Raw genomic sequence first — 16,207 nt, 5'->3', positions numbered from 1 at the left:
CGCGGAGGTTGCTGGAAGCCGACGGAGACGTGGTTCTAAATGATGGCCTGTCCCTGCAGGGCATACGACGCGCCGCCGTCATCACCGCAATTGCTGTGCTGCTTCCGATTGGAGAGAGCTCCGCCCACCTGACCAACTACCGATGGGTGATATTGCGACGTTATCGATGAGCCGCGTGTCGCCAAGCCAAGCCGCAGCAAGCAAGCGTGCCGGTCGGTCAAGGCTTGCTAACGATTGCAGGTCTGTTTCTCCGCGCAGCTCCAGGTATTCGAGCTCGCGATAGCCGGCAGCCAGAATTGCTGCACGCGCTTCATCAAGCGTAGGCAGGATGGGGGAGCCGCGTGCAAGCCGCTCGGCCGTATCGAGCAGGACCGATGCTAGTTTTGGGGCAATGGCGCGTTGGGCTGGGGAGAGCCGCACGTTACGCGACGATAGCGCAAGACCATCGGCTTCGCGGACTGTCGGACAGGGCACAATAGTGATCGGAATGTCGAGATCCCGGACCAAGCGCCTGACAAGCTGAAGTTGCTGAAAATCCTTTTCGCCAAAAAAGGCGAAGTCAGCGCCGGCCTGCAGGAAGAGCTTGGCCACGACCGTCGCCACGCCATTGAAATGGCCGGGCCGGAATGCGCCGCAAAGGCATTCGCTGATGCCGGACACTGAAACGGCCGTGGCGAAGCCCACCTGGTACATTTCCTCTGTGTCCGGCACATAGAGCAGATGCGTGCCCAGCAGAGCGAGCTTGGCAGCATCGTCGCTTTCCGTCCGAGGGTAGGCAATCAGGTCGGCGGGGCTGTTGAACTGCTTGGGGTTTACGAACAGCGTCACGATCACCCGCTCGGCCCTTTCGAGCGCCTTCCGCACGAGGCTCAGATGCCCGTCGTGCAAGGCTCCCATGGTCGGCACAATACCGATCGTGGCACCCGAGCGACGCCATTGCGCAACGACGCCGCGCAGCTCGCTCACGGTTCGAGCGATCGGCACGCTCATGTGAAGTCACCGGCCTTCAAGGCGTTGACATAGAGATGTTCGACCGCCGGAAAGTGCCGGTTCCGCACATCGGTGGCGTAAGCGGCGATTGCCGCCTCAGCCTGCTCACCGAGCTCGGCATAGCGTTTGACGAACTTCGGCCGAAATGAGGTGAAGAGCCCGAGCATATCGTGGCTCACCAGAATCTGGCCGTCGCAAGCTGGCGAGGCACCGATGCCGATTGTGGGTATGTCGATATCGGCGGTTATCTGCCGTGCAAGCTGCTCCGGTATCTTTTCCAGCACCAAGGAGAAGGCGCCCGCTTCGGTTACCGCCCTGGCGTCGCGCCTGATCCGCTCTGCATCGGCTCCCCGGCCCTGCACACGATAGCCTCCAAACGTGTTTACCGCCTGCGGCGTCAGGCCCACATGGGCCATGACAGGTACGCCGCGCGCGGTAAGGAAGCGGATGGTTTCCGAGATGGTCTCGCCGCCCTCGATCTTTACCGCTGAACAACCGGTCTCACCCATCACGCGCGCAGCGTTGCCGAAAGCGTGCTCTGGGCTTTCCTCGTAGGAACCGAAGGGCAGGTCGACGACCATCAGCGCGTGTTCAAGGCCGCGGCGAACGGCCTGTCCGTGCATGATCATCATGTCGAGCGTGACCCCCAGCGTCGACGACAGGCCGTGCAGCACCATGCCGACGCTGTCGCCGACAAGAACGATGTCGCAGTGGCGATCGAGCAGCCTCGCGACCGGCGTGGTGTAGGCCGTCAAGCATACAAGTGGCGTCTGGCCTTTTCGCGATCGAATATCTGGAGGAGTCATCCCTTTTATCTCACCAGCCGCGCTCAACCGAGGCCCCTTCCCTTACGTTACCAACAGCGGGTGTCGCGTTTGGCATATTTTTGTGCGACTGCGAAGAGCTAAAAACAGCGCTTGAGTACTCTGGTGTTGACGTGCTGGCTTCCAAGGTTACATTCAATCGATTAAGGCGCTCCGTTGGGCCAACCCGCTTTCGCAAACATGGATCCTCAGACAAGAAGAACCAAGAAAGGCAAAGCCGCCGTCAAAGCTGACGAAGCCAAAGTGGACCTGACTGCCGTCGTGGTCGCCGTAAACGACAGTGAGCCCTGTGTCCTCACAGTCGGTCATGCGGACACCCTCCCTTCTGGACCTTTTGCCCTTGAGCATCGATCACTGCAGTCGGGTTTGAGGGGGTGGGTGGAGCAGCAGACCGGCCATGCACTTGGATACATCGAGCAACTCTACACCTTCGCCGATCGCGATCGCATCGGCACTGAGCGCCACCAGCGCGTCATCTCAATCAGCTATCTCGCATTGACCAGGAAGGAACAGGCAACGAACTCGGCCGCGTGCGGCTGGCAAAGTTGGTACGAATATTTTCCCTGGGAGGACCACCGCTTCGGCACGCCGCCTGTGCTGCTCGATAGATTGCGGCCCCGCCTGATTGAGTGGGCCGGCGGCGCCAGCGAGCCGACCACTCAACGCGAGCGCCGGCAGCGCGCTGCGATAGCCTTCGGCTTCGACGACCGCCATTGGAACGAGGAACTCACGCTCCAACGCTACGAGTTGCTCTATGAAGCTGGTCTGATTGAGGAGGCCGGTGGCGGCAGGGACGCGATTGCGGCCGCGGCTGGCAAACCAATGGTCGCTGACCACCGTCGTATTCTGGCAACCGGGATCGCGCGGCTGCGTTCGAAGATCAAATACCGGCCGGTCGTGTTCGAGCTTATGCGGCCTTCCTTCACGCTGCTGCAACTGCAGCGAACCGTGGAAGCTTTGGCTGGCAGGCTGATCAACAAGCCGAACTTCCGGAGATTGGTCGAGCAGCAGGAACTTGTTGAGGAGACCGGGGAGACCTCCCTCGACACGGGCGGCCGACCGGCGAAGCTTTATCGCTTCCGGCATGCCGTCCTCGACGACAGGGCTATCGCCGGGACAAAATTACCGCTGGCGCGGGCTTGACATACTTATAGTCAAGGTAGATATATTCCCTTATTGTCAAACCGAATATAATCGAGGCGCCAATGACTGGGGCGTTACCTATGGCTGCGTCCCTGTATGAGCGTGTCCGGCGGGTGATCCCACCCGTTGAATGGCTCGCGTTCGCCGGCGATATTGAAGCCATCTTAGCGCTGAAGCGTGAGCGCAATGCGGTGGTGCTGGCGCACAATTACCAGACGCCCGAAATTTTTCATTGCGTGGCAGACATCGTCGGCGACAGCCTGGCGTTGGCCCACAAGGCGGTGACGGTCGACGCCGACATCATCGTGGTTGCCGGCGTTCATTTCATGGCCGAGACGGCAAAACTGCTCAATCCGAACAAGACCGTGCTCATCCCGGATCTCCGCGCCGGCTGCTCGCTGGCCGAATCGATCACGGCAAACGACGTGCGGCTAATGCGGCTGCGGTATCCGGGGGTCCCCGTTGTTACTTACGTCAACACTTCCGCCGCCGTAAAAGCGGAGTCCGACATCTGCTGCACGTCCGGCAACGCCAAGGCGGTGGTGGAATCGCTTGGCGTGGCGCGTGTGCTGATGCTCCCGGACGAATATCTGGCGAGGAACGTGGCAGCCGATACAGACGTCGAGATCATCGCCTGGAAAGGCCATTGCGAGGTGCATGAGCGCTTCACCGCAGCAGACATCCGGGAACTGCGCGATGCCCATCCAGGCGTCATCGTGCTGGCCCATCCAGAATGCCCACCAGACGTTGTCGCGGAGGCGGAGTTCTCCGGCTCGACCGCGGCGATGTCGGATTATGTCGAGCGTGAGAAACCGACGCGTGTCGTCCTTCTGACCGAATGTTCGATGAGCGACAACGTCGCGGTCGCGCATCCCGACGTCGAGTTCGTTCGCCCATGCAATCTGTGCCCGCACATGAAGCGCATCAACCTGGCCAACATTCGCGCCGCACTCGAGCAGAACCGGCATGAGGTCCGGATTGATCCCGAAATTGCCGGCCCCGCCCGCCGCGCGGTCGAGCGCATGCTTTCCCTATGAGTCTGGAGGTTCGCGACATCGCCGGGGCGCCGGTCGTCATCGGCGGCGGCATTGCCGGCCTGATGACGGCGCTTCATCTGGCGCCGGAACCGGTCGTGCTTTTGACCAACGCGCCGCTTGGAACCGGAGCCTGCAGTGAACTTGCCCAGGGCGGTCTTGCGGCAAGTCTCGGGGGCGACGACGGCCCAGATTTTCACCTTTGCGACACGATAGCTGCCGGCGACGGACTCTGCGATGAGGCCACGGTGCGGCGAGTGGTACGAGCTGCACCCGAAGCGATTAGGACGATCCAAAGGTTCGGCGTCGACTTCGACCAGCACCCTGACCGCGCGTTGCGACTTGGGCTCGAGGCGGCACACTCGCGACGGCGAATTGTGCATGCAGCCGGCGACGCCACCGGTCGCGAGTTGGTGCGCGCGCTCGTCGCCGCGGTTCGGCGTACAGCCTCGATCACCATTATCGAAAATGTGGAGGTCCGCCGGCTGGTCGTGCAGGACGGGTCGGTCATCGCCGTGGTCGCAGCAGGACGAGCCGGCGCGCTCGCTCTGCCCACGCGTCGCGCGGTGCTGGCGACCGGCGGCGTCGGCGGGCTGTTTTGCGACACGACAAACCCCGCTGGCTCATGGGGTCACGGGCTGGCGCTCGCCGCATGGGCGGGGGCGGAACTCGCCGACTTGGAATTCATACAGTTCCATCCAACTGCGCTCGACGGTCCGCGCCGGCCGATGCCGCTGGTGAGCGAAGCCGTGCGTGGCGAAGGCGCGGTGCTCATCGATGAGCGAGGAGAGCGCTTCCTCGCCGACACACCTGGCGGTGAACTTGCGCCTCGCGACGTCGTAGCGCGCGCCATTTGGCACCAGCTTGCCGTTGGACGCCGCGTATTCCTGGACGCACGGCAAAGTCTCGGCCCGAGATTTGGCAAGCGTTTTCCAGGCATCGCCGAATTGTGCCGGAGCGCAGGAATCGACCCCGCGACCGACCTGATCCCGGTGCGCCCGGCGGCACATTATCACATGGGCGGCGTCGCCGTAGACAGCGCCGGCCGCAGCTCCATCGAGGGATTGTGGGCCTGCGGTGAGGTGGCCTGTACCGGCCTGCACGGCGCCAACCGCCTGGCCAGCAACTCGCTCACCGAAGCGGCGGTCACCGCGAGCTGGGTTGCCGAAAGCGTTGCCGGCACGTCGTATACCCGGCGACCGCGCAGATGCTCCACATTCGTCCCTCCACGACCAGACGCTTCCGTGGTCCGCCCGATTGTCTCCGCCGCCCTGGGTATCATCCGCGACGGCGAGGCAATGCGCGAAGCGGTGGCGACCCTGCTGCCGATCGCAGCCAATAGTGTCGCTGCCTCTGGTCCGGCTTTGGTCTCACTGATGATCGCCGCGGCGGCCCTGAGGCGGGAAGAGAGTCGAGGCGCGCACTGTCGGTCCGATTTCCCGCTCCACGATGCCAACGTGCGCCCATCACGGCTGACACTGCACAGCGCAATGCGGGCCGCGGCCGCACTCGATTGCCGGGCTACCATACGGAGCACTTGATATGACTTCATTCTCCCCCCTCCCCGCGACCCTGATCGAACCGATTGTGCGCGTTGCGCTCCTCGAAGACCTGGGCAGATCCGGCGACCTGACCACCGATGCGGTTATCCCGTATGATTGCACTGCCACGTTGGTGCTCAAAGCGAGGCAGGCGGGCGTCGTTGCCGGGCTCGATCTGGTCTCGTATGCCTTCCTTCTCGTGGAACCGGCGATCAACATCCAGATCTGGCGCCCTGATGGCAGCGAGGTTGGGGCCGGGGAAACCATTGCAAGATTGTCCGGACCCGCACGAGGCCTGCTCACGGCCGAACGCACGGCCCTCAATTTCTTATGCCGGCTGAGCGGCATTGCCACTGCCACAGCGGCCATGGTTGAGGCCGTGCGCGGTCACAAGGCGAGGATTGTATCGACGCGAAAGACGACGCCCGGGCTGCGGGCATTGGAGAAATACGCCGTGCGCGTCGGCGGCGGTGCCAATCACCGGTTCGGCCTCGATGACGGCGTGCTCATAAAGGACAACCACATCGCGATCGCCGGCGATATCCGCACAGCAATAGAGCGGGCGCGCGCCGCAGCAGGGCATATGGTGAAGGTCGAGGTCGAGGTCGACACGCTGAAGCAGCTCGATGCAGCGCTCGCGATTGGTGTTGACGCGGTGCTGCTCGACAATATGTCGGTCGAGGATCTTGCCCGCGCGGTTTCTATAGTGGATGGCCGTACGATCACCGAGGCGTCCGGTCGGGTGATGCCGAAAACGGCGGCGGCGATTGCGGCGACCGGTGTCGATCTCATCTCCATGGGTTGGCTGACGCACAGCGCCCCGATCCTCGACATCGGCCTGGACATGCCGGACCACCAGAACATCTGCAAGCACTTGAACTGAGGATTACGGCGTGAGGAGCAACATCAGCTCGGCAGGCGTAGGAGGTGCTGGAAAGACGTGCCGCAGCTCGCCTTTAGCGAGTGCGCCCCAAAGCCAAGAAGGCGTACCGGACTAGCAAACAAAGGTTTGACGATGACGATTGGAATGAACTCGGAGTTCGACGTGAACCAGACCATGCAATCGGTCGATGGAACGCCTCCGCGATGGAACCGCAAAGAGGCCGAGGCCATCTACGGCATGCCATTCAACGATCTGCTGTTCCTAGCTCAGACGATCCACCGCCAGAACTTCGATCGAAACCGAGTGCAGCTGTCGCGGCTCCTTAGCATCAAGACCGGCGGGTGCCCCGAAGATTGCGGCTATTGCAGCCAGTCTGCGCATTACGAAACCGGTGTGAAGGCGTCGAAGCTGGTGGACGTCAAGCATGTCATCGACGAAGCGGCCATGGCGCGTGATGGCGGCGCAACGCGCTATTGCATGGGCGCGGCGTGGCGAAGTCCCAAGGAGCGCGACATGGAGGTTGTGGTCGCCATGATTGAGGGCGTCAAGGCCCTCGGCATGGAGACCTGCATGACGCTCGGCATGCTCGATCTTGAGCAAGCTGCTCGCCTGAAGCAGGCCGGTCTCGACTACTATAACCACAACATCGATACCTCTGAGCGCTACTATGGCGAGGTTATTTCAACCAGGACTTTTGCCGACCGGCTGGAAACGCTTGGGCACGTGCGCGCGGTTGGGATGAAAGTCTGCTGCGGCGGCATTGTCGGGATGGGAGAAGAAAAGACCGATCGCATCGACATGCTGGTCACGCTCGCGAACCTGCCCGAGCCGCCGGAAAGCGTGCCGATCAACATGCTTATTCCCATCGAAGGCACGCCGCTTGCCGCGGCCGACGCCATCGATCCGATCGATTTCGTCCGCATCGTTGCGCTCGCGCGGGTGATGATGCCGAAATCCTATGTAAGGCTGTCCGCCGGCAGGACGGCGATGAGCGACGAAACGCAGGCGCTGTGCTTCTTTGCCGGGGCCAATTCGATCTTTGTCGGCGACACGCTGCTGACGGCGGGAAATCCCGGCGAGGACAAGGATACCCTTCTGTTCCGGCGCCTCGGCATTGAGCCTATGGAACTCGCCACGCAATGAAGGAGGCAATTCTTGCCCGCTATGACGCAACCTTGCGGGGACTGGGGCGCAAGGACCGGTTGCGGACGCTCGCACCGCGCGCCGGGCTCGACTTCTCGTCGAACGACTATATCGGACTTGCCGCCTCCAAAAGACTGGGCGATGCGGTTTCGACGGCGATTGCGCGGGGCACGCCAGTGGGCGCCACCGGATCGCGGCTGTTGCGCGGCAATGCACCGGAACATGAGCAACTGGAGGCGGACGCAGCGGCATTTTTCGGAGCCGAGCGTGCACTGTTCTTCGGCAGCGGCTATATCGCCAACTTCGCTCTGCTGACGGCCCTGCCGCAGAAAGGCGACCTGCTGGTCCTCGACGAGCTCGCTCATGCCAGCATGCATGAGGGTGCCCAGGCCGGGCGCGCTGAGTTCAAGCTGGCCGCGCACAACGACGTCGACGCTGTCGAGGACGCAATCACCCGCTGGCGCGCCGAAGGCGGCATGGGGCGGGTGTGGATCGCCTTCGAAAGCCTTTACAGCATGGATGGCGACCGTGCGCCGATGGAGAGCCTGGTCGCGCTGGCTGATCGGTACCAGGCATTCATCGTCGTCGATGAAGCGCATGCCACCGGCGTCTGGGGACCGGACGGCCGGGGACTGGCCGCCGCGTATGAAGGCCGCGACAACATCGTCACGCTCCACACATGCGGCAAGGCGCTTGGCGCATCCGGCGCGCTCGTTACCGGACCGCGAACACTGTGCGACTATCTTATCAACCGGTGCCGGCCATTCATCTATGCGACCGCACCATCGCCGCTGATGGCAGTCGCGGCACGTGAGGCGCTGACTATTCTGTCTGACGAGCCTATGCGTCGTGCTCAGTTGCACGAGCGTGTCGCTTTCGCGAGCCGGCAATTGGCCGAACGCTGCGGCGTGATGCCCAGCGGTTCGCAGATCCAGCCGCTTGTGATCGGCGATAACAGCCGCACCATGGCGGTGGCGGCAGGACTGCAGGCACGCGGCTTCGACATACGCGGCATTCGCCCGCCGACAGTGCCTGAGGGTACGTCGCGCCTGCGCATTTCGCTGACTCTCAACGTCGACGAAGCCGACATTTCCGCCATGGTCGAGGCTCTCGTCGGAGTGTTGGCCACAGCATGACCAAACGCATCGTCGTCACCGGAACAGACACTGGAATTGGCAAGACAGTGTTTTCGGCCGGACTTGCCGGGCTGCTCGACGGCTTCTACTGGAAGCCGGTGCAATCGGGCCTCAACGAGGAGACCGACAGCGAGGTCGTCGCCCGGCTTTCCGGCTTGCCCGACGGACGCGTGCTGCCCGAAGTCTATCGACTGACGATGCCGCTGTCGCCGCATCGATCAGCCGAAATCGACGGCGTCGCGATCGAGGCCGACGATCTTTCATTTCCGGTCCTGCCGACACCGCTCGTCATCGAAGGCGCCGGCGGGCTGATGGTGCCGCTCAATCGACAGACAAGGTTCATTGACATATTCGAACAATGGCGGCTGCCGGTCATACTGTGCGCCCGCACCGCGCTTGGCACCATCAATCATACGCTGTTGTCGATCGAGGCCCTGAGAGCCCGCTCCATCCCGCTCATCGGCATTGCCTTCATTGGCGAAGAGGTGGCCGATACACAAAGGACAATCGTGGAATTCGGCGGCGTGCCGCAGCTGGGCAGGCTGCCGCACCTCGGTCCGCTGACGGGTGAAACGTTGAGAGATGCAATGATTTCCGGCTTCGACCTGGCCATGATTGCCGGAGGCGACTGATGGCGGAGTCTCGAGTCTGGCATCCGTTCACGCAGCACGCGCTAGAGCCCTCGGTCCCTGAAATCGTGCTGACTGAAGGCGCCTATCTCCACAAGGCCGACGGCTTCCGCATCCTCGATGCGATTTCTTCCTGGTGGGTCGTCACCCATGGCCATCGCCACCCCCGCATCATGAAGGCCATCGAGACGACCGCGTCGAGCCTCGACCAGATCATCTTCGCGGGCTTCACCCACGAGCCGGCCGAACGGCTGGCCGAGGCGCTTATCGGCATCGCACCCGCCGGCCTCGACCGGGTGTTCTATTCCGACAGTGGCTCCACCTCAGTCGAAGTCGCGCTGAAGATGGCGCTCGGCTATTTCCGCAACATCGGCGCGCCGCGTTCGCGCATCGCCGTCATGGAGCACAGCTATCATGGCGACACGATCGGGGCGATGAGCGTCGGCGCCCGCGGCGTCTTCAACGCCGCCTATGATCCTTTGCTGTTCGAGGTCGACGCCATCCCCTTCCCGGCCGCCGGGCGCGAGCAGGAAACGCTGGATCGGTTCGAGGCCGTTAGCCGCGACCGGCGCGCAGCCGCGCTGATCGTCGAGCCGCTGGTGCTTGGCGCCGGCGGCATGCTGATGTATCCGGCCTGGGTTCTTGCCGAATTGAAGAGGATCGCCGAAGCCTCCGGCACGCTGCTGATCGCCGATGAAGTGATGACCGGCTGGGGGCGCACCGGAACCATGTTTGCCTGCGAACAGGCGTCCGTCTCGCCCGACATCTTGTGCACCTCGAAAGGTCTGACCGGTGGTACCATCCCGCTGGCCGCCACGATCGCCACCGATGCCATCTTCCACGCTCACTTTTCGGAGGATCGCAAGAAGACGTTTTTCCATTCGAGCTCCTACACCGCCAATCCGATCGCCTGCGCGGCAGCACTTGCCAATGTCGAGATCTGGCGTGACGAGCCGGTGGCCGAGCGGATCGCGGTCTTGAGCGCGAGGCAGGCCGCCGGGCTGCAACGCTTCCGGGTCAATCCATATTTCACCGACTGCCGGACAACCGGCACCATCGCGGCACTCGACCTACGCACCGGCTCAGCCGGTTATCTGGCCGAGATCGGGCCAAAACTGCGCGCTTTTTTCCTTGAGCGGGGGCTACTTGTGCGCCCGCTCGGCAATGTCCTCTATCTTCTACCGCCCTATTGCATCACCAGCGACGAATTGGGCGGGCTCTATGACGCGATAGAGGAGGCCGGCGAACGCTTCGGCTCGCGGCCATGAACCTATCGTCGCGCGTTCTCGGCTTCGGCCATCATGCGCCGGCGCGCAAGGTCGAGAACCCGGAAATCGAAGACCGGCTCGGGCTTGAGCCCGGCTGGATCGAGCGGCGCACCGGAATTCGCTCGCGCTTCTGGGCAACAGACGAAGACACGCTGTCGGGCCTTGCCGCCTCTGCCGGCGACATGGCGCTGACCAATGCCGGTATCGACCGCGGCGACGTCGGTCTACTCTTGCTCGCCACGTCGACGCCCGATCACCTTCTGCCGCCAAGCGCGCCGCTGGTCGCACATCGGCTGGGGCTAGGCCGCGCCGGAGCGATCGACCTGACCGGCGCCTGCGCCGGCTTCATCTATGCGCTGATGTTCGCCGACGGGTTCACCCGCCTGCACGGCAAAGCGAGCCTTGTCATCGCCGCCAACATCCTCAGCCACCGCATCAATTTGGCCGAGCGCGCCAGCGCCGTGCTGTTTGCCGATGCCGCCGGCGCCATGGTGATCAGTCCTTGCGATGACCCGGATCGAGGCATTCTCGGCGCTTCGGTGGATTCCGACGGCTCGCGCTACGGGCTAATCCAGATTCCCGCCGGGGGAAGCAACACTCCGTTCCATGCCGACCTCGACCTCGCGCAGACACGGATGACGATCACTGACGGCCGTGAAGTATTCAGCAAGGCCGTGGAGATGATGACCGCCTGCTCGAGAGATGCGCTCACTGCTGCCCGACTGAGGCCGCAAGACCTCGATCGTTTCGTGCCGCATCAGGCCAATGCGCGCATTTTCGACGCGGTCGGCAGGAACCTCGGCATCGCTGATCACTCGATCGTCAAGACGATCGCCGAATATGGCAACTCTTCCGCCGCGACGATCCCGCTCTCATTGTCGCTGGCCCATCGGGCGCAGCCGTTTCGGCCTGGCGAGAAAGTCCTCTTGGCGGCAGCGGGTGCGGGTCTCAGCGGCGGCGCGCTTGTGGTGGGAATTTAGCAAAGCAATGCTTGCGCACAGGACTGCTCATGAATGAGACTATGAGAATGGCTCAATACGTAAATAGTCGCCGGCAAGCTCCATAGAGCTGGGTTCCGTGCGGTGCTCCGCGATGTCTAAGTATCGACCCGCTTGCTCAAATCGCAGCGCTCATCGAAGGCCAGCAATACCTCATGCAGAGCGAAAATCCTCAACCGCCCGTTTCAAAGACGCTCGCCCCATTTCGAAACAAGGTGTTTCGCTCAATTTGGGCGGCCACCCAGATTTCCAGCCTCGGTTGGCTAGTGCAAACGGTCGCCATCAGTTGGCTTATGGCAACGATTTCAGCGTCCGACCTCATGGTGGCACTCGTCCAGGCCGCATCCACATTGCCGGTGTTCTTCCTCTCAGTTTTCGCCGGAGCCATTGCCGACAACTTCAGCCGCCGGTGGGTGATGTTTGCGGGACACTGCCTGATAGCATCGGCGTCGACGACGCTGATGATTTCTGTGGGTCTGGGATTTGTCAGTCCTTGGCTGATTCTCGGGTTAGGTTTCCTGGCCGGCTGCGGCTTTGCCTTGAATGATCCGGCTTGGCACGCTTCGGTCGGCGATATCCTTCACAAACGCGACATTCCGGCCGCAGTGACGCTTATGTCCGTCGGATACAACATTGTGCGCAGCGTTGGTCCGGCCTTGGGGGGCGTGATCCTGGCCGTCTTTGGGCCGCTGGCCGCTTTCGCCTTGGCTGCGGTGAGTGATCTGGCGCCCATAAGCGCGATATGGCGCACCAAATGGGAGGTCCGCTCTTCGCCTCTCCCTCGTGAGAGAATGACGACGGCAATTCATGACGGAGTGCGCTTTACTGCGATGTCTTTGGAGATCAGGGCAGCGACCGCCCGAGCCGCTCTTTTCGGATTGGCAAGCATCTCCATTCTGGCGTTGCTCCCCCTCGTCGTCCGGGATCAGTTGAAGAGTGGGCCAATTGTCTACGGTATCTTATTGGCCGGCTTCGGCATGGGTGCTTTCATCGCGGGCATGGGCAACGGCTTCTTGAGGAAGGTCACGTCTCAAAACAGGCTGGTGGCCTTCGCCTCTGTGGCTTGTGCAGTCTGTTGCCTCTCCCTTGCCCTTACATCGTCGATTCCTGTGGCGGCCATTTCGCTGGCGCTCGGCGGAGCGGGTTGGCTTATCACCTGGACGGGCATTGACGTGTCGGTGCAGTTGGCAAGCCCAAGGTGGGTTGTAGGCCGCACGCTCTCCATTTACTACGCCTTGAGCGCAGGCGGTATGGCTGCTGGCAGCTGGATCTGGGGTTCTGTCGCGCAAAACTATTCCTTGACCTTAGCATTGGAGGGCGCCGCAGGCGCTCTGTTGCTGGTTGCAGCAGCGGGGATCGTGTTGCCGGTCCGTCCCTGGGAAGAAACCGATCAAGAAAGTTCAGTTTTTCATCCGCCGGACGTGGCTCTCGATCTGAAACCCAGAAGTGGCCCTATCGTGGCCAAGGTCGAGTATTTGATATCGGAGGAAAATATCGAGGCCTTTCTGGGCTCCATGCGCACGCGGCGACACGTCCAGAGCCGTGCCGGTGCACGAAACTGGACGCTCCAGCGAAATCTGCAAACACCGTCACTTTGGACGGAGACATTCCGCACCCCCACCTGGATGGACTTTCTCCGCCTAAATCATCGACTCACCGCAGCAGATAAGGAAGTCGCCCAGCATCTCCTGTCACTGCATGAAGGAGAGGTGCCTCCGCAGACAGTGCTTTCGATTGAACGGACGACCGAGGCAATTCGTACCCGTACCTCGACAATCTTTTCTCGTCCTCCAAGATGACGCCATCAAGCTGCTGTCCAGGGACAGGGTGGATCACCGGTGCTTTGCAGAGCACAGCCTCACACCGAGAGCAGCGTGCTCCGGGTTGTGCGCTTTCGCGCGCACCCAGGCGAGATGATGGTGAACGCGGCGTCAAGTGGAAGTCCCCTGCATACGCTTGCGGAGTCTTCTGCGAGAGCCCATGCCGACGAGCGCCAAACAAGGTTTGATGCCTTTCGGCGTCGTGGCCTCAACTCATCGATTCGCGAGAAAAGCATCGAATGCAGCAGCAACGGCGCGAACAACAAAGCGGTGCTCCGGCCGCACGCGGATGAAGCCGTTTTCGACGTCCAGGATCCCCTCCTCAGCCAGCGTCACCAAACTCTCAACTGAATCGAGAAAACGAGCTGGTTCGATTTCGTGGGCGGCACAGATGGTCGGCACGTCGGCCTCCAAATCGCACATCAGTCGCTCGATGATCGCTGCGCGCACCCGGTCATCGTCGGTCAGACGGTGACCCTTTGATGTCGCCAGACGTCCACTTGCGATGTGCCGGGCGTAAGAATCCCGTGTTACTTCGTTCTGAACATACCCCTCGCGGACTCGGCCAATAGCCGACGCGCCTAAGCCGATCACGTTTTGCAAGTATCGGCCGAGTATCCCAGCGAATTACGCCGTAGGCGCGCCCGGTCTTCTGCGCTAGCGCGAGTTCGTCGTCCGGCGGAGCGAAATGATCGAGCCCGATCTCCCGGTAGCCAGCGCCAACCAGTGTCTCGGCGACAGCTGCAGCCTGTTCGGCGCGAAGATCGCCGTCCGGTAGACCTGCCTGCTCGATAGGCGCTGGTTCTTTATCACGGAAGGAATATGCGCGTATCCGAACACCGCAAGCCGGTTGGGGCGCATGGCGACCGCAGCCATCGCGGTCTGGATGCAGGACTGCACAGTCTGTTTCGGTAGACCGAAGATGAGGTCGAAGTTGATATGGCCAACGCCATGCCGGCGGAGATTTTGGACTGCAGCGGCCGTCTGCACCTTACTCTGGATCCGATTGATCGCCTTTGCACATCGGGATCAAAGCTCTGCACGCCGATGCTCGCGCGGTTGACACCGTTAGCTGCCAAGGCTTCGGCCATTTCCGGTGTGAACGTTCGGGGATCGATCTCCACGGTGATCGCAGCAGTTTTGCTGAAAGCGAAGTGGCGGCGTAGAAATTCCATCAGCGCCAAGTGCTCGGCTGGCCCGATAAGGTGAGGCGTTCCGCGCCGAAATGCACATCGCTCACCGGCAGCCCTTGCCGCACTTGCTCCGACACCAAACTGATCTCCTGACGCAGCACCGCTAAATAATTAAGGATCGGGCCGTTGCGACGGATGACCGCGGTAGGGAAGCCGCAATACCAGCACATGGATCGGCAAAACGGAATGTGGAAATAGAGCGACACCGATTCGTCGGCCGGGAGGCCCCCCAGCCATTCCTCATAATCGTCAGCACCAACTGCCGCAGAGAAGTCTGGCACAGTCGGATAGATGGTATACCAAGGCGGCCGGGGGTCCCGGTACTTTGTCAGGATTGAGGTGTGCAAGGAGCTGTCATCCCACGTCGCTGATCCATCATTCTTTCGTTGCGCGCTCGTCCTGGTCTCTGACCTAAGTCAGTGCGTCCCGCTTATGTCGCAGTCTCGTTTGGACAGGATGGGGTCAACCACGCCGGGGAGCGCGCGTGCCATGGTTGCGCCTGAGGTGATGGTGCGGTGCCGCATTCAACGTCTGAGTAGTACGTGACGCCAGTGCAGTGTGCTTGAGGCGTCTGCGGAAGAACTTTGCAATGCGAAATTCATGTCCGACGCAACGGACCTGTCAAGCCTCGTTCAGACGCCATCCAGGTCCAGCCAGCGGCCTTCCCTGCCGGCCGAAAAACCATACCGGCTTTAGCCACCGAGACGCTCTAAAGCTGACGTCGGCTCATTTGATGAAAGGAGGACGCCGCTAGGGGGTGCACAAGGTTCCCCGGCTTGACGTCGCTTCGAGCGAAGAGCGGCGGTGTGGCTTGTCGTCAAGCGCCGGGCAGCGTGCCCCCTACCGATATCCCGAAAAGATCGACCAAGATGGCCATGCCGACGCCACACGCGGTCTGGATGAGGCCGACCATGAAAATGCGATTGGCGCGTTCGTAGATGGGGCGCCGCAAGGAACTCATGTCGAGCAGCATGGACAGCGCTCTCATCTGCAGTGCGATGCCGAGCAGGATCGGCACTACGGCGAACAGATCGTAGAGTTGCCATGGCAAGGGGTTCGCGGCCCAATGAGTGAGGAAGCCGAGCGAAAAGGCAAGCAGGATACCCACGGCAGTGATTGTGCCGTTGCGGAAAATGGTCTCGATCGGTTCTTCCTTCGGATCGTGCTCGTCCAAGCGGCTTCCTTTCGTTGCTCTTTCCGTCGAGACTAAGTTCTCGAGAATGCTGTTCATCGCCAATTACTCGAGGCGAGCCGTAGGCAGCCGTTTCAGGGTGCGCTCCCTCTCGCTTCCGGCCGCGCAATGTACCTGCACGGCGAACTTACAGCGGCGAAAAGGTGCTGCGGCCACCATGCGACGCCTCGGACGCGCACGCCCTCTGTTCCTGGCGCAGCCCTTGCGGAGCGTACGCGCAGTGATCCTTCTCGGTAGCGCATGGCGCGGCCTCCGTTGCGGTCAGACGGGAAGCCGTCGCTGTTAAACGAGACTGTCACATATCGAACATGGCGAACCGTGTCGCACATTGCTTTTCGCAGTGACCCTCAAAAAAAGTGATTCCAGCGAGACGAAGGCGCGTCGGCCCGATTTTGGTGTCGGCCGCATTTACG

The 16,207-nt window shown here is 61.9% G+C and carries 13 protein-coding genes and 1 pseudogene; 10 read left to right on the top strand and 4 right to left on the bottom strand.

Going from position 1 to position 16,207, the window contains the following annotated elements:
- Window positions 1-81: 81 nt before the first annotated feature.
- Window positions 82-990: a pantoate--beta-alanine ligase gene (panC, locus tag EJ071_RS07610; RefSeq protein WP_024505565.1), complete on the bottom strand. Its 909-nt coding sequence runs from the start codon at window positions 988-990 to the stop codon at window positions 82-84.
- Entirely contained in the window at window positions 987-1,823 is an 837-nt protein-coding gene (gene panB / locus EJ071_RS07605) for a 3-methyl-2-oxobutanoate hydroxymethyltransferase (protein ID WP_126063927.1), read from the bottom strand. Before panB ends, panC begins: the two co-directional genes overlap by 4 nt.
- Window positions 1,824-1,994: 171 nt before the next feature.
- Between panB and EJ071_RS07600 the strand changes: the two genes are divergently transcribed.
- The 10 genes from EJ071_RS07600 (at window position 1,995) to EJ071_RS07555 (ending at window position 13,388) form a co-directional block, all read left to right on the top strand.
- Window positions 1,995-2,957, top strand: coding sequence for a hypothetical protein (locus EJ071_RS07600; RefSeq protein WP_126063926.1), 963 nt, complete (start codon window positions 1,995-1,997; stop codon window positions 2,955-2,957).
- 62 nt (window positions 2,958-3,019) lie between these two features.
- Window positions 3,020-3,994 carry a quinolinate synthase NadA gene (nadA, locus tag EJ071_RS07595; RefSeq protein ID WP_126063925.1) on the top strand — a complete coding sequence of 325 codons (975 nt, stop codon included), beginning with the start codon at window positions 3,020-3,022 and terminating at the stop codon, window positions 3,992-3,994.
- Window positions 3,991-5,532, top strand: coding sequence for an L-aspartate oxidase (locus tag EJ071_RS07590; protein WP_024505569.1), 1,542 nt, complete (start codon window positions 3,991-3,993; stop codon window positions 5,530-5,532). Before nadA ends, EJ071_RS07590 begins: the two co-directional genes overlap by 4 nt.
- Window position 5,533: 1 nt before the next feature.
- Window positions 5,534-6,415, top strand: a complete 882-nt coding sequence (gene nadC / locus EJ071_RS07585; protein WP_024505570.1) for a carboxylating nicotinate-nucleotide diphosphorylase — start codon at window positions 5,534-5,536, stop codon at window positions 6,413-6,415.
- 174 nt (window positions 6,416-6,589) lie between these two features.
- The gene (bioB, locus tag EJ071_RS07580) at window positions 6,590-7,558 is read left to right on the top strand and encodes a biotin synthase BioB (protein ID WP_245454882.1); all 969 of its coding nucleotides are present in this window, start codon (window positions 6,590-6,592) and stop codon (window positions 7,556-7,558) included.
- On the top strand, window positions 7,555-8,694 hold the full coding sequence (locus EJ071_RS07575) for an 8-amino-7-oxononanoate synthase (protein WP_024505572.1): 1,140 nt from the start codon (window positions 7,555-7,557) through the stop codon (window positions 8,692-8,694). Before bioB ends, EJ071_RS07575 begins: the two co-directional genes overlap by 4 nt.
- Window positions 8,691-9,326, top strand: a complete 636-nt coding sequence (gene bioD / locus EJ071_RS07570) for a dethiobiotin synthase (protein ID WP_063169254.1) — start codon at window positions 8,691-8,693, stop codon at window positions 9,324-9,326. Before EJ071_RS07575 ends, bioD begins: the two co-directional genes overlap by 4 nt.
- Window positions 9,326-10,591, top strand: coding sequence for an adenosylmethionine--8-amino-7-oxononanoate transaminase (locus EJ071_RS07565; protein ID WP_126080683.1), 1,266 nt, complete (start codon window positions 9,326-9,328; stop codon window positions 10,589-10,591). Before bioD ends, EJ071_RS07565 begins: the two co-directional genes overlap by 1 nt.
- Window positions 10,588-11,571: a beta-ketoacyl-ACP synthase III gene (locus tag EJ071_RS07560; protein ID WP_126063924.1), complete on the top strand. Its 984-nt coding sequence runs from the start codon at window positions 10,588-10,590 to the stop codon at window positions 11,569-11,571. Before EJ071_RS07565 ends, EJ071_RS07560 begins: the two co-directional genes overlap by 4 nt.
- A 173-nt stretch (window positions 11,572-11,744) precedes the next feature.
- A complete protein-coding gene (locus tag EJ071_RS07555) occupies window positions 11,745-13,388 on the top strand; it encodes an MFS transporter (protein ID WP_126063923.1) in 1,644 nt (547 codons plus the stop codon).
- Window positions 13,389-13,622: 234 nt separating this feature from the next.
- Here the strand turns inward: EJ071_RS07555 and hemN are convergent.
- Both hemN and EJ071_RS07545 read right to left on the bottom strand, forming a co-directional pair.
- Window positions 13,623-14,949 (bottom strand): annotated as a pseudogene (hemN, locus tag EJ071_RS07550) (oxygen-independent coproporphyrinogen III oxidase).
- Between the two features lie 470 nt (window positions 14,950-15,419).
- Window positions 15,420-15,776 (bottom strand): hypothetical protein, encoded by a 357-nt coding sequence (locus EJ071_RS07545; RefSeq protein WP_024505577.1) that lies wholly within the window; start codon window positions 15,774-15,776, stop codon window positions 15,420-15,422.
- Window positions 15,777-16,207 lie beyond the last annotated feature (431 nt).

The organism is Mesorhizobium sp. M1B.F.Ca.ET.045.04.1.1, from assembly GCF_003952465.1.
GTDB lineage: Bacteria > Pseudomonadota > Alphaproteobacteria > Rhizobiales > Rhizobiaceae > Mesorhizobium > Mesorhizobium shonense.
The sequence above is the reverse complement of the archived record's forward strand: the minus strand, read 5'-3'. Positions and strand labels throughout refer to the sequence as shown.

Excerpts from the sequence above, each read along its gene's own strand:
- panC (WP_024505565.1), bottom strand. The coding sequence starts at position 990 with ATGAGCGTGCCGATCGCTCGAACCGTGAGCGAGCTGCGCGGCGTCGTT.
- EJ071_RS07600 (WP_126063926.1), top strand. The coding sequence starts at position 1,995 with ATGGATCCTCAGACAAGAAGAACCAAGAAAGGCAAAGCCGCCGTCAAA.
- nadA (WP_126063925.1), top strand. The coding sequence starts at position 3,020 with ATGACTGGGGCGTTACCTATGGCTGCGTCCCTGTATGAGCGTGTCCGG.
- EJ071_RS07590 (WP_024505569.1), top strand. The coding sequence starts at position 3,991 with ATGAGTCTGGAGGTTCGCGACATCGCCGGGGCGCCGGTCGTCATCGGC.
- nadC (WP_024505570.1), top strand. The coding sequence starts at position 5,534 with ATGACTTCATTCTCCCCCCTCCCCGCGACCCTGATCGAACCGATTGTG.
- bioB (WP_245454882.1), top strand. The coding sequence starts at position 6,590 with ATGCAATCGGTCGATGGAACGCCTCCGCGATGGAACCGCAAAGAGGCC.
- EJ071_RS07575 (WP_024505572.1), top strand. The coding sequence starts at position 7,555 with ATGAAGGAGGCAATTCTTGCCCGCTATGACGCAACCTTGCGGGGACTG.
- bioD (WP_063169254.1), top strand. The coding sequence starts at position 8,691 with ATGACCAAACGCATCGTCGTCACCGGAACAGACACTGGAATTGGCAAG.
- EJ071_RS07565 (WP_126080683.1), top strand. The coding sequence starts at position 9,326 with ATGGCGGAGTCTCGAGTCTGGCATCCGTTCACGCAGCACGCGCTAGAG.
- EJ071_RS07560 (WP_126063924.1), top strand. The coding sequence starts at position 10,588 with ATGAACCTATCGTCGCGCGTTCTCGGCTTCGGCCATCATGCGCCGGCG.
- EJ071_RS07555 (WP_126063923.1), top strand. The coding sequence starts at position 11,745 with ATGCAGAGCGAAAATCCTCAACCGCCCGTTTCAAAGACGCTCGCCCCA.